13 protein-coding genes are annotated in these 12426 nt (G+C 66.7%); 11 read left to right on the top strand and 2 right to left on the bottom strand.

The window, feature by feature from the left end; genetic code table 11:
* Positions 1-39 precede the first annotated feature (39 nt).
* The 6 genes from DVU99_RS13265 to DVU99_RS13240 all read left to right on the top strand — a co-directional run bounded on the left by DVU99_RS13265 (position 40) and on the right by DVU99_RS13240 (position 7666).
* Positions 40-558 carry an RNA polymerase sigma factor gene (locus DVU99_RS13265; RefSeq protein WP_232823606.1) on the top strand — a complete coding sequence of 173 codons (519 nt, stop codon included), beginning with the start codon at positions 40-42 and terminating at the stop codon, positions 556-558.
* Entirely contained in the window at positions 551-1639 is a 1089-nt protein-coding gene (locus DVU99_RS13260; protein WP_114240706.1) for a FecR domain-containing protein, read from the top strand. The genes DVU99_RS13265 and DVU99_RS13260 overlap by 8 nt, the downstream gene beginning before the upstream one ends.
* A 122-nt stretch (positions 1640-1761) precedes the next feature.
* A complete protein-coding gene (locus DVU99_RS13255) occupies positions 1762-4254 on the top strand; it encodes a TonB-dependent receptor (protein ID WP_114240705.1) in 2493 nt (830 codons plus the stop codon).
* 11 nt (positions 4255-4265) lie between these two features.
* Positions 4266-5519, top strand: coding sequence for a histidine-type phosphatase (locus DVU99_RS13250; RefSeq protein ID WP_157971437.1), 1254 nt, complete (start codon positions 4266-4268; stop codon positions 5517-5519).
* A 122-nt stretch (positions 5520-5641) separates the two neighbouring features.
* Entirely contained in the window at positions 5642-6640 is a 999-nt protein-coding gene (locus DVU99_RS13245; RefSeq protein ID WP_114240703.1) for an MBL fold metallo-hydrolase, read from the top strand.
* A 15-nt stretch (positions 6641-6655) separates the two neighbouring features.
* Complete coding sequence (locus tag DVU99_RS13240; RefSeq protein WP_114240702.1) at positions 6656-7666, top strand: NAD(P)H-quinone oxidoreductase; 1011 nt, start codon at positions 6656-6658, stop codon at positions 7664-7666.
* Here DVU99_RS13240 and DVU99_RS13235 read toward each other — a convergent pair.
* Positions 7663-7896 (bottom strand): hypothetical protein, encoded by a 234-nt coding sequence (locus tag DVU99_RS13235; protein ID WP_114240701.1) that lies wholly within the window; start codon positions 7894-7896, stop codon positions 7663-7665. The two genes, DVU99_RS13240 and DVU99_RS13235, sit on opposite strands and share 4 nt — an antisense overlap.
* Positions 7897-8014: 118 nt before the next feature.
* On the opposite strand from DVU99_RS13235, the gene DVU99_RS13230 reads away from it, so the two are divergent.
* Positions 8015-8242 carry a hypothetical protein gene (locus tag DVU99_RS13230; protein WP_114240700.1) on the top strand — a complete coding sequence of 76 codons (228 nt, stop codon included), beginning with the start codon at positions 8015-8017 and terminating at the stop codon, positions 8240-8242.
* Between the two features lie 13 nt (positions 8243-8255).
* Here DVU99_RS13230 and DVU99_RS13225 read toward each other — a convergent pair whose 3' ends face one another.
* A complete protein-coding gene (locus tag DVU99_RS13225) occupies positions 8256-8690 on the bottom strand; it encodes a universal stress protein (protein ID WP_114240699.1) in 435 nt (144 codons plus the stop codon).
* A gap of 260 nt (positions 8691-8950) precedes the next feature.
* Between DVU99_RS13225 and DVU99_RS13220 the strand changes: the two genes are divergently transcribed.
* The 4 genes from DVU99_RS13220 (at position 8951) to DVU99_RS13205 (ending at position 12414) form a co-directional block, all read left to right on the top strand.
* Positions 8951-9388: a universal stress protein gene (locus tag DVU99_RS13220; protein ID WP_114240698.1), complete on the top strand. Its 438-nt coding sequence runs from the start codon at positions 8951-8953 to the stop codon at positions 9386-9388.
* A 153-nt stretch (positions 9389-9541) separates the two neighbouring features.
* A complete protein-coding gene (locus tag DVU99_RS13215) occupies positions 9542-10108 on the top strand; it encodes a GNAT family N-acetyltransferase (protein ID WP_114240697.1) in 567 nt (188 codons plus the stop codon).
* A 5-nt stretch (positions 10109-10113) separates the two neighbouring features.
* Complete coding sequence (locus DVU99_RS13210) at positions 10114-10938, top strand: universal stress protein (RefSeq protein ID WP_114240696.1); 825 nt, start codon at positions 10114-10116, stop codon at positions 10936-10938.
* A gap of 72 nt (positions 10939-11010) precedes the next feature.
* The gene (locus DVU99_RS13205; protein ID WP_232823605.1) at positions 11011-12414 is read left to right on the top strand and encodes an MBL fold metallo-hydrolase; all 1404 of its coding nucleotides are present in this window, start codon (positions 11011-11013) and stop codon (positions 12412-12414) included.
* Positions 12415-12426: the final 12 nt, after the last annotated feature.

Here is a 12426-nt window from a genome sequence, read left to right as displayed (position 1 = left end):
TCCTGCCGACGACCCACGTCGACGGCGATGCGAGTGCACGTGACCGTCGATTCCACCTCGGGGCTGGCGCGGCTGTTCCATGAACAGCACGACACGCTCAACCGCTATTTCCTCCGGCGCACGGCCCACGCCTGGGACGCGCAGGATCTCGTGCAAGAGCTGTATTTGCGCCTGTTGCGCACCGACCGCGGCAGTGGCGAGGCGATCCAGAACCCCGAGGCCTACCTGTTCACCGTGGCGGCCAACCTGCTGAAGGAGCATGCCGCGCGACGGCAGCGCCATCCGCTGGGCAGCGACGAGCTGGAGGAAGTGATCGAGCGACTGGCCACGCCCTGCGATGCAGCGGCGGGCGTCGATCGCAATCTGCGCCGGCAGCGCCTGGCAGAGATCATCGGGCGACTGACGCCCAAATGCCGAGCGGTCCTGGTGATGCATTACCGCGACGAACTCGGTTATCGCGAAATCGGCGAACGGCTCGACATATCCACCCACATGGTCAAGAAGTACATCGTCAAAGCCCTGGCAGCCTGCCGCAGCGGGATGGCCCGCTATGACTGAGTTCGCCCGCCACCGCGAAGCCGCCGAGCGCCAGCGCCGCGCCACCGAACAGGCTGCCACCTGGTATCTCGACCAGCACGACGGCCTCGACCCGGGGCAGCAGGAACAGTTCCTGGCGTGGCTGCGCCAATCACCTCTGCACGTCACTGAATATCTCGCCATCGCCCGCTTGCACGGGGACCTTGCCGCCGCCAGCGCCCTGGACCCCCTGAGCGGCGACCAGCTTTGCGAACTGGCCGTGCGCGAAAGCCCGGTCATTGAACTGCACCGCGGCCAGGAGCCCCGCTCCACGCCCATCGAGCCACTCCGCCGTCCGTGGCGCGCAGTGCTCGCCCAGGCCGCCGCGGCCGCGGTGGTACTGCTGCTCGGCGCCAGCGCCCAAGTCGGCGCACCGCTGCATGCATGGGATATCTACGCGACATCACCGGACGCGCTGCGCGCCGTATCCCTGCCCGACGGGACCGAGGTACAGCTGGATCGCGGCAGCCTGGTGGCGGTGAGCTTCGACAACCGCAACCGCAGGATCGATGTCCTGCAAGGCGGCGCGCTGTTCGATGCCGGCCACGACCCCGCGCGCCCGTTGCTCGTGCGTGCAGGGGCCAATGAGCTGCGCGACATCGGCACGGTGTTCGACGTCCATCGCGGCGACGACGACGGCGCACGTGTCACCGTCATCAGTGGACGCGTCCAGCTGAGCCAGGCGAACGACACCCTACCCCTGCTGCTGGCCGACCTCACCGCGGGTCAACAGGCGATCACGCACCGCGACGGTTCGCTGGATCTGGTCGACCCCAAGGCCGACCTGGCCGGCAGCACCGCATGGCTGCCTGCCGACATCCGCTTCGAGCGCGCCAGCGTGGCCGAGGTGGCACGGCGCTTCAATGCCTACAGCAGCTACCCGCTGCGCATCGAGGATGCCCGCATCGGCGCCACGCGCATCTCCGGCCGCTTTCATTCGCGCGACATGGAGGCGTTCATCGCCTACCTGCGCACGCTGCCCAACGTGCAGGTGATCCGGGGCAACGACGACATTCGCGTGGTCGACGCCACGCACACGGCCACGCACTCGGCCCGGCTGTAAGAAAAAATTCACGAAGAAAGCGGTACCCGCCGCAGGCGCCGCGCACTCGTAGAGGGTCATGCCACGGCGACAAGCGATTGCTGTCGCCGTCCGACCATCCTCTATCGAAGGCCAGATGCACCATGCGGAAACTGCTTCCCCTCCAGATCGCGCTGCTGCTCGGCAGCACCCTCTCGCCCCTCCTGGCAGCCCAGGGCACTTCGCCCGCCCCGGCCATCGCGCCGATGCCGCTGACTCAGGCGCTCGACCAGTTCTCGCGCAGCAGCGGGCTGCAGATCGTCTACGGCGCCGACATCGCCGACAGCCTGCGTAGCAGCGGCACCGCCGCCGGACTGGATGCCAGGCAGCAGCTGGCACAGCTGCTGAAGGGCACCGGCCTGGGCTACCGCTTCGTCACCCCGACCACGGTCACCATCGTGCGCGAGGCCGCCACGGGAAACGCGGCGGCCGCGGACGCGACGGCGTCGCGCGGCCTGCCGCCGATCAGCACGAATGACGGCACCCGTGACCTGGCGCCCATCAGCGTGCACGCCAATGCGGTGGATACGCTGGCACCCAGCGCGGCTCCCCTCGATGCAGTGCAGCCGACCTCAGTGATCGACGAACGCTTCATTCGCGACGGCCTGCGCTTCAACGCCAATTTCGACGACATCATCAAGTACGCCCCGAGCGTCACCGTCACCTCGCCGGAGGGTCCCGGCCTGGGCAAGAACGAGGGCATCAGCATCCGCGGCTTCCAGGATGGGCAATTCAACATCACCTTCGACGGCATCCCGTTCGGTGATGCCAGCGACCTGCACCACACCACATCCGCTTACTTCAACAACCACGTACTGGGCCAGGCTGAAATCGACCGCGGCCCGGGCGGCGGAGCCACCATCGGCAACGCGACCTTCGGCGGCACCGTGGCGCTGCGCTCGCGCGAACCCAGCGACACGCCAGGCATCACGCCCTACTTCACCATTGGCAGCTGGAATACGCGCGCAGGCGGCGTCAGTGCGGACGAGCAAATCGGCGAGCACACGCGTCTGTTCGCGGACATCTCCAAGGAGTCCAGCGACACTTACCTCAAGGGCACCGATGATCGCCGCGAGCACGTTTTCATCAAGACCATCACCCAGCTCGGCGAGGCGACCGAACTGACCTTCGTCACCAGCTACAACCGCGAACACCAGAACACCGTGCAGGGCGCCACCAAGCAGGAGATCGCCGAGTACGGCTGGCGCTACGGGCTTACCGACAACCCGGACCTGCAGTCCTACAAGGGCTACAACAACGCAGCCTACTATTCGAGCTTCACTTACCTGGGCCTGACCAGCAAGCTGGGCGACTGGGACGTGGACAACAAGGTCTATCTCAATACCTTCGACCACTGGGCGCGCAAGACCAGCGATGCCAGCGACAACAATCCGCTGGACAATGGGGTGACGTTCTACGACGCCAAGGGCAAGAAGCTGAAGAAAGTAGCCGCCGACGTGCCGGGCAAACTGTCCGACTCGGGCTTCCATGCTTTTGGCGACGTGCTGCGACTGGCGCGAGAGCTCGGCCCCGGTGAGTTCCAGACCGGCGTTTGGCTGGAGCGCAACCTCGATGCGCGTTACCAGTATCCGCTGGACCTCACCACCGGCCAGCAGAGCGGCACCAAGTACGGCCCGCTCTACAACTATCAGTTCAATGACCGCACCGACACCGTGCAGCCGTACGTGCAGTACGACTGGAACATCACCGACAGCTTCACGCTGAGCCCCGGCGTGCGCTATTCCGAAGTGACTCGCCAGCTCAACGCGCTGCTCAACAAGGTGTCGCCACCCACGCCTTCGTATGCCGAGGCAACCTACCATGCCACCCTGCCCTCGCTGAGCGCGCATGAGAAGCTGAGCGACCAATGGAGCGCCTATGCCCAGGTGGCCAAGGGCTTTCTGGCACCCCCGATCGACGTGATCGAGGTGAACGGCTCCAAGCCCTTGTCGCCCGAGCAGACCACCAACTACCAGCTGGGCACGGCCTACGCCACGCGCCAGTTCACCTTCGGCGCCGACGTCTATTACATCAACTTCAGCAACTACCTGGCGGAAACCCAGGTCGCCACATCCAACGGCAACGAGAACGCCTACATCAATGCTGGCGGCGCGATCTACAAGGGCGCCGAAGCCGAGGCCACCTACGCACTGACGCAGACGTTGAGCCTGTACGGCAACGCCAGCTACAACCGCGCCACCTACAAGAACTCCGACGTGCACGTCGCGGCCACACCCAGGGTCACGGCTGCGCTGGGCGTGCTGTACAGCAGCCCGCTCGGCTACTTCGGCTCGCTGATGGGCAAGTTCGCCGGTCGCCAATATGGCGTGGACAACACCACCGGTGCCAACGGCAACATCGTGTTCGCCAACAGCCAGCCGATCGGCAGCTATTTCAGTACCGACGCCGCCCTAGGCTACCGCTCCGACCACGGCCCCTGGGGCGCCAAGGGCTACTCGGTGAGCATGGACATCAACAACCTGTTCAACGTGCACAAGATCACCGGCTACGCAGGCACGCAGGCCGTCAGTGGCGCCCCCTTGTTCTTCGGCCTGCCAGGGCGCGGCGTGTTCCTCGACCTGTCGGTGAAGCTGTGATGCCGCCTCGCATGATCCGTCTCGGCATGCTGCTTGGCCTTGGTCTGACGCTACTGCCGGCGACCGGTTTCGCCCAGGCGGCCGACACGCCGGTGGCGCGCATCGTGGTGTTGCGCCACGGCGTGCGCTCGCCCACCGGTTCACCGGCCGAGCTGGCCCCCTATGCAAATCGCCCGTGGGTCGCATGGCCGGTGGCGCCCGGCATGCTCACCGAACATGGGGAACAGGGCCTGGTCGCGCTCGGCCGGCGCTACCGGGCATTGTTCGCGCGCGACGGCCTGTGGTCCGGGAGCTGCCAGACGCGCGACCAGATCGAGGTGATCGCCGACAGCACGCCGCGCAATCGCGCCAGCGGTGCCGCCCTGCTGCACGGACTGTCACCCGATTGCCCCGGCAGCTATCTCGCGCAGGAGCCGACACAGGCGAACCCGCTGTTTCATTTCGCCGAAAAGAACGGCGGCAAGGATGACGACGGTGCGGCACCCATCCCGACCGAGTGGCCGCCGGCCGCATTGACCGAACTGCAATCGTTGTTGCTCGGCTGCCAGGGCGAGGCCTGCATGGCCGATGCACGGGCCCACCAGCGAAAGCTGCTGCTCGACCCGGCGCATGACGACGATGCCACGCGCGCCAGGGCGCTCAAGCAGGCCGGCAGCCTCAGCGAGAACCTGATGCTCGAATACGCCCAGGGCTTTCCGCCACCACAGGTGGCCTGGGGCGCAGGCGACAACGCCACCATCGGTCGCCTGATCACCCTGCACAACGCGCAGTTCGCGCTGGCCAAGAAAAGCATGCCGGCCGCCGCGCAGGCCGGCTCCAACCTGCTGGCGCACATTCTCGCCACCCTGCAGCAGGCGGCCGGCGCTACGCCCAACGTTGCACCACTGGTGCCACGCAAGGTGCGGGCGGTGCTGCTGGTGGCGCACGACACCAATCTCGCCAACCTGGGCGGCCTGCTCGATATCGACTGGCACGATGCACGCCAGCCGGACGACTACCCACCTGGCGGCGCCCTGGTGTTCGACCTGCTCCGCACGCGCCAGGGTTATGCCGTACGCATCAGCAGCTGGATGCCAACGCTGGAAGCATTGCGGCAGGCCGACCTGCGCGCGGACGACAGCCTGGTGCAACACACCCTGCGCCTGCCACCCTGCGCCGATCGCGATGCCTGCCCCCTGGCCGATGTCGCGCATTGGCTGAGCCAACGGATGGACAGGGCCTTCGTCGACCCGTCGACGCCGGCCATGCCACCCAACCAACCCTGAACAGGGGTGGCCATCGCCGGACCGACCGCTTAAACCAAGCCCCGCACCTTCGCATCGGATGACCCAGACCGCATGGCGCCCCGGCGCCATGCCATCCCGTCCGAGATACCCGCGAGGCGAGCATGAGAATCCCCCTGATCCTGCTGTGGCTGATGCTTTTCGGGCTGGCTCCGCCGCTGCGGGCGCAACTGGCACCCGGCTCGATGGACGTTAAGTGGGATCCAGGCAGCACCGATTGCAAGGCCCACCCGACGCGCCCGCTGCAAGTCCACCGCTACAACGACCACACCTTCATCCTGCGCGAAGGCCTGTGCCAGACCTACGAGGCGCCATTCGTCTACCTGCTGATCGGCTCCTCGCGCGCCCTGCTGATCGATACCGGCGACGTGACCGACCCCGCCAAGGTGCCACTGGCCGCCACCGTCACCGGACTGCTGCCCTCGGTGCAGGGCAGGCGCATGCCGCTGCTCGTGGTGCATACCCACGGCCATCTCGATCATCGCGCCGGCGATGCACAGTTTGCCGCGCTGCCGGATACGCGCGTCACGGCGACCGATCTGCCCCACGTGATCGACGCGTTCGGTTTCCGCCACTGGCCCGACGACGTCGCCGAGATCGACCTGGGCGGCCGTGTGGTGGACGTCGTTCCCACGCCCGGACACTACCCGTCGCATGTCTCCTACTACGATCGCTCGACCGGCTTGCTGTTCACCGGTGACTTCTTCCTTCCTGGCAGACTGATCATCGACGATGCAGCAGCCGACCGGGCCAGTGCGCAACGCCTGCTCGAGTTCGTTCGCAACCGGCCGCTGAGCTACATACTCGGCGGACACATCGAGCTGGACCGCCACGGCCAGAGCGAGCCACTGGGCTCCAGCATCCACCCCGACGAACGCGCCCTGCCGCTCGGCAAGAGCGACCTCGAACAGCTTCCGGCCATGCTTGCGGGCTTCAACGGCATCTACAGCCAATCCGGCGCCTACGTGATGTACAGCCAGACGCGCATGCTGCAGATCGCCGGCATCGCCACCGTGCTGCTGTTGGCGGCCATCACATTCAGCCTGGTCTGGTGGTTCCGGCGCCGGCGGCGTCATCATGTGGCTCCCGTCCCCACCGGATAGCCCCAGGAGCCACCCATGTCGACACCGCTGCCCGACACGATGACCGAAATCCAGATCACGGAGTACGGCGACCCCGGCGTACTGCAGCCCCGCCAGGTGCGCACGCCACATCCTGGCCACGGCGAGGTGCTCATCAAGGTCGCCGCGGCCGGCGTCAACCGGCCTGACGCCTTGCAGCGCGCCGGCCATTACCCCATCCCGCCCGGCGCCAATCCCACGCCCGGCCTCGAGGTGGCGGGCACGGTGGTGGCGCTCGGTGATGGCGTAGACAGCCACGCCATGGGCGATGCGGTATGCGCGCTCACCAATGGCGGTGGCTATGCCGAGTACTGCGTCGTGCCCGCCGGCCAGGCGCTACCGGTTCCGGCCAACATGACCTTGCTGCAGGCCGCGGCTATCCCGGAAACCTTTTTCACCGTCTGGGCCAACCTGTTCCAGCTCGGGCGGGCCGCACCCGGCGATATCGCGCTGATCCACGGCGGCACCAGCGGCATCGGCACCACCGCGCTGATGCTTTGTCGTGAATTTGGCTTGCGCGCCTTCGCCACCGCCGGCAGCCCGGCCAAGTGCGCCGCGATCCGCGAGCTGGGTGGCGAAGCCATCGACTATCGGCAGGAGGCTTTTGCCGACGTGGTGCTGGCGCGCACCCATGGCCATGGCGCCGACATCATCCTGGACATCATGGGCGCCAGCTATTTCGAGCGGAACATGGCTGCGCTTGCGATGGACGGCCGCCTGCTGCTGGTCGGCTTCCTGGGCGGCAGCACGGCCGACCAGGTCAATCTCGCCAGCATCATGCACAAGCGCGCCATCATTACCGGCTCCGCCATGCGCCCGCGCACGTCACAGGAAAAGGCCGCCATTGCCGCCACCCTGCATGAGCGGGTATGGCCGGTGCTCGCGCAAGGCCGCTGCCGGCCACTGATCCACCAGGTCTACCCACTCGAACAGGCCGCCGAGGCCCACCGCGCACTGGAGCGCAGCGAGCATGTCGGCAAGATCATGCTGGCAATCGAGCAGGGCTAGACGGCCCGGGCTTCCTCACGGGCCATGGTGGGAAACGGCGTATGCCCATGCGCCGCTTCCAGCCACTCCTCCATCTGGCGACGGGCTTCACGGATCTGCAATTCACCTGCCGGGTGACGGCGTAGCTGGGCGCGAAGCAGCTCGATCTCCTGCTGCAACACCGAATTCTGTTCGAGCAACTCGTCGCAGGCGCGGGACAACAGGTCGTTTTCGCGTTCCCAGTCCATCATGACACCGCCTCTTCGCCGGTGGGGACAATCAAGCTGCCTCGACAGCCGTTAAGCCAGCGTGACCCTTTGGGTAAGACTTTCGCGGGATATTCATGCCACCCGGGAGTAGGCTCGCGCCATGTCCAAGTCGCACGCCGAACTCGACCAGATGCTGGATGCCGTGGACGCGGCCGTGCCACGCCTCGTGCGCGACAAACAAAAGCCCGAGGACTTCTGGGCGGCCTTCATGAGCCTGGCCGACAAGGTCCAGGCCAGTGCGGGTACCGGCGACCATGGCTGGGTATGCGATCGCCTCGACGCCATCCAGGTGAAATACCACCTGGTACCGCCTGCCGACCAGATCTGACCCGCCGCCGGGCTCAGTGGCAGACCAGCACCGGCACATCGCAGCTGAGCATCACCTTGTGCGTCTCGCTGCCGAGCAACATGCGCTCGAAGCCCTTGGTGCCACGCGAGGCCATGACGATGAGGTCGCACTGGTGCTTGACCGCCGCAGCGACGATCGCCACGTAGGGACGCAGGTCGAATACGTACTCGCCCTCGCAAGGCACGTTCACGGCCTTTGCACGCGTAGCCACCTCGTCCAGGTAGCGCTGCGCGCGCTCCCTGGCCACATCGGTGTAGCAAGCCTTCGACTGGATCAGTTCCGATACATAAGACACCGCCGACAAGGGCGGCAGCACGTGCAGCGCGAACACCTGCGCCTGCAGGCGGGCGGCGAGTGCAATACCGGTATTGACGGCGTTGAGTGCGTGCTCGGAACCATCAACCGGCAGCAGGATGCGCTGGAACATCGTGAATGCCTCCCATGGCGTCGCCTGCAAGCAGTGTAGCGCCCGAGTGTTTGCGCGGCGTGCACGACCAACCCTCCGGGCAGGATGCCGCGCGGCGGATTGACGCCCCGACCCCTGTCCGGGGCGCCATACCCCTACCCTGAATCCATGTTCGGCGGCCATGGCAATGACGGCCGTTGCACGTCTCCTGCGCGAGGCTTGCTGCCTTCACCGCAGGACCGGTCACCTCCCCGCCAAGGCGGCATCCAACGAGGAACTCCATGTTCAAGCACATACTCATCCCCATCGATGGCTCCGAACTGTCCACCCGCGCGGCGCGCACCGCCATCGAACTGGCCCAGCTGAGCAAGGCCAAGGTCTCGGCCATCCATGTGATCTCGCCGTTCCAGACCATCGCCTACATGGGCGCCATCCTTGCCGCGACGGAGTTCGCCTACAACGAAGAGGCCCAGGCCAACGCCGAACGCTACCTGGCCGACGTGCGCGCACTGGCCGACAAGGCCGGCGTACCCTTCGAGGGCTCGTCGGTATTCGGCGAGCAGCCCCACGAAACCATCGTGCAGGCCGCCAAGGACAAGCAGTGCGACCTCATCGTGATGGGCTCGCACGGCTGGCGCGGCATGACCCGCCTGCTGCTGGGAAGCGAGACGCAGAAGGTGCTGCTGCGCAGCGAGGTTCCGGTGCTGGTCTGCAATTGAGGCCTGCGACATTCGACGCCCGCCACGATTGATTTGGATCAAATCCGCGTCAGCCGGGCGGGCCTAGAAGTGTCAGCAGGTGCCACGCGGTCGATAGGCCATCGTCAGGCCAACCTATCGACCCTGGCCACCGTCATTCGTACGGAGGTCGTCATGTCACTGCTCCTTTCCTTGTCCGCCGGCCCTGGCGCCGCCCCTCAACCGATAGCTGCCGATCCTGGCTGGGAATGCCTGCATGATGGTTCGCGGGTGTTGATCCGCCCCCTGCAGGCACAGGACCGTGAACTGGAGACGGCCTTCCTGCTGAGCCTGTCTCCGCGCACGCGGCGGCAACGTTTCCTGTGTGACTTCAGGCAGCCCAGCCGCGCCCTGATCGACCAGCTGATGGATGTCGACCACGAAAGCCGCATCGCCCTCATCGCCGTGGCGGATACCGGCGACGGTCCTGTCGAAGTCGGCGTCAGCCGCTTCAGCGCCACCGATGAACCCGGGGTGTGCGAATGTGCGGTGACGGTGACCGACGACTGGCAGCACAAGGGACTGGGTGAACTGCTCATGCGCCGGCTGATCGATGAAGCGCGCCTGCATGGCTTCACCCGCATGATCTCGCTGGATGCCGCCTCGAACCACTCCATGCGCATCCTGGCGCGCCGGCTAGGCTTCGAACGCCGACTGGATCCGACCGATCCGTCGCAGGCCATCCACACCCTGGCGTTGTGACAACCATGAATGCACCGTCCGATGTGCTGGCCCTGATCACCTCCACCACGCCGTGGAGCCCCGCGGCCCACGTGGCCCTGAGCCTCGGCGCCAGCTTTGGCGCCGGGGTCAGCGGATGCTACATCGACAGTTCACTGCGCATGCTGCATGGAGGCGAGGAAGATGCCTCGGTGCTGGCCCTGCTGGTCGATCGCCCGCAATGCAATCCGGACGATCGCGACGCCTTCCTCGTACTCGCTCGCGAGCATGGCGTGGCCCACGCGCGCTGGCTGGTTGCCCGCGCAAGCATCGCCGCCATGCTGCGCCGGCTGTGCGCCTGGCACGACCTGGTGGTGATCGAGCGCAACCTGCTGGACGAGGGCGCACTGTTCGACGTACTCGGCGAGGCCCTGCTGCTGTGCAGGGCACCCAGCCTCATCCTGCCACCGGAACGCGCCGGACCGGCCCGTTTCGCACATGTGGCACTGGCCTGGAACGGATCGATCGAGTCGGTGCGCGCCATGCACGCCGCACTGCCCTTGCTGCGCATGGCCTCACAGGTCACCCTGATCGACGGCGACACGCCTCGCGACGACGAGGAGCAGGAATACACGCCGCGCTTCGACCCGCTGGAGTACCTGACGGCACACGGCATCCGGCCGACCTCCCGGCGGCTGCACGTCACGCCGCACGACGCGGGCCACGCCCTGCTGCACGAGGCCTCCGAGCTGCGCGCAGACCTGCTGGCCATGGGCGCCTACGGCCATTCCCGCGTGCGCGAACGCGTGCTTGGCGGCGCCACCCGCCAGGTACTGCAGCACTCGCCCATCCCAGTGCTGATGCAGCACTGAACGCAACCGCGACCTGGCGTTCACCCCGGCTTCCCCACCATCCATCGACGACACTGCACGGAGGCCGGAAGCATGCGTCCCCAGATGTTCTACAGCTGCCACGGCGCCGCCAAGCAGGTCACCGGCTCGTGCCACCTCATACGCTGCGGCGAGCACCAGGTGCTGGTCGACTGCGGCATGTTCCAGGGGCGTCGCGAAGAGGAAGCCGCCAATACCGAGCCTTTCGGTTTCGAACCAGCGCGCATCGATGCGCTGCTGCTGACCCACGCGCACCTGGACCACTGCGGGCGTATTCCCCGCCTCGTGCGCCAGGGTTTTCGCGGCCCGATCATTGCCACGTCGGCCACCCGGGACCTTGCGCGCATCGTGCTGCTCGATGCGGCCCGCCTGCAGGAGGAAGATGCCGCCCGCAGCGCGCGCAGCGACCGGCGCCGTGGAGACACGCCGCCCGAACCGCTGTCCACGCTCGATGACGCGTTCCGCGCACTCGACCAGTTCGCCGACCCCGTGGGCTATGACCAGCCCGTGGCGGTCGTACCCGGCATCGAGGCGCGATTCCAGGATGCCGGGCATATCCTGGGCTCGGCCAGCATCCAGCTGCGCCTGGACAACAACGGGCAGCAGCGCAGCATCGTGTTTTCGGGCGACCTCGGCAGCCCGGGGCGGCCGATCCTGCGCGATCCCACGCCGGCGCCGCCCGCCGACTACGTGGTGATGGAAAGCACCTACGGCGACCGCGACCACCGCGCGCTGCCCGACTCCATCGACGAACTCTACGAAGCAGTGAGCTACACGCTTGGCCGCGGCGGCAACGTGATCATCCCCACCTTTGCGCTCGAGCGCGCGCAGGAGGTGCTTTATTACCTGCACCAGGGCATCCGCCAGGGACGCATTCCGCCGCGCACGCCGGTATTCCTCGATTCGCCGATGGCCATCTCGGCCACCGAAGTGTTCCGGCGCCACCCGGAATGCTTCGACGAGGAGTTCGCCGAAGTGTTGCGCCACGAGGATCCGTTCTCCATGCCCAACCTGCGCTTTTCACGTGACACCAGCGACTCGATGGCGATCAACCGCATCGAGGGCGGCGCGATCATCATGGCCGGCTCGGGCATGTGCAACGGCGGCCGCGTGCGTCACCACCTGCGCCACAATCTATGGCGCGAGAAAAGCAGCGTCGTGTTCGTTGGCTATGCCGCCGAAGGTACGCTAGCCCGACGCATCATCAATGGCGCGCGCCGGGTGCAGATCTTCAACGAGGATATCGCGGTCAACGCACGCATCTGGACCATCAACGGCTTTTCGGCCCACGCCGGCCGCGACGAACTGCTGGCATGGCTGGGGCCACACCCGCGGCGCGGCGTTTTCCTGGTGCATGGCGAGTACGAGCGCGGCATGCACGCGATGGACGAATGCCTCGCCGGGCGCGGCGTGAACGTGCGCATGCCCGGCCGAAGCGAACCCATCCTGCTCGACTGAGGACGGCACCCG

This window comes from Dyella sp. C9, assembly GCF_003332825.1.
In the GTDB taxonomy this organism is placed as follows: domain Bacteria; phylum Pseudomonadota; class Gammaproteobacteria; order Xanthomonadales; family Rhodanobacteraceae; genus Dyella.
Note: the sequence above shows the minus strand (reverse complement) of the source record. Positions and strands in the feature narration are given on the sequence as shown.

Coding starts and splice junctions, on each gene's coding strand:
- DVU99_RS13205 (WP_232823605.1), top strand. CDS start 11,011: ATGCGTCCCCAGATGTTCTACAGCTGCCACGGCGCCGCCAAGCAGGTC.
- DVU99_RS13235 (WP_114240701.1), bottom strand. CDS start 7,896: ATGATGGACTGGGAACGCGAAAACGACCTGTTGTCCCGCGCCTGCGAC.
- DVU99_RS13230 (WP_114240700.1), top strand. CDS start 8,015: ATGTCCAAGTCGCACGCCGAACTCGACCAGATGCTGGATGCCGTGGAC.
- DVU99_RS13260 (WP_114240706.1), top strand. CDS start 551: ATGACTGAGTTCGCCCGCCACCGCGAAGCCGCCGAGCGCCAGCGCCGC.
- DVU99_RS13220 (WP_114240698.1), top strand. CDS start 8,951: ATGTTCAAGCACATACTCATCCCCATCGATGGCTCCGAACTGTCCACC.
- DVU99_RS13225 (WP_114240699.1), bottom strand. CDS start 8,690: ATGTTCCAGCGCATCCTGCTGCCGGTTGATGGTTCCGAGCACGCACTC.
- DVU99_RS13215 (WP_114240697.1), top strand. CDS start 9,542: ATGTCACTGCTCCTTTCCTTGTCCGCCGGCCCTGGCGCCGCCCCTCAA.
- DVU99_RS13250 (WP_157971437.1), top strand. CDS start 4,266: ATGATCCGTCTCGGCATGCTGCTTGGCCTTGGTCTGACGCTACTGCCG.
- DVU99_RS13240 (WP_114240702.1), top strand. CDS start 6,656: ATGTCGACACCGCTGCCCGACACGATGACCGAAATCCAGATCACGGAG.
- DVU99_RS13210 (WP_114240696.1), top strand. CDS start 10,114: ATGAATGCACCGTCCGATGTGCTGGCCCTGATCACCTCCACCACGCCG.
- DVU99_RS13255 (WP_114240705.1), top strand. CDS start 1,762: ATGCGGAAACTGCTTCCCCTCCAGATCGCGCTGCTGCTCGGCAGCACC.
- DVU99_RS13245 (WP_114240703.1), top strand. CDS start 5,642: ATGAGAATCCCCCTGATCCTGCTGTGGCTGATGCTTTTCGGGCTGGCT.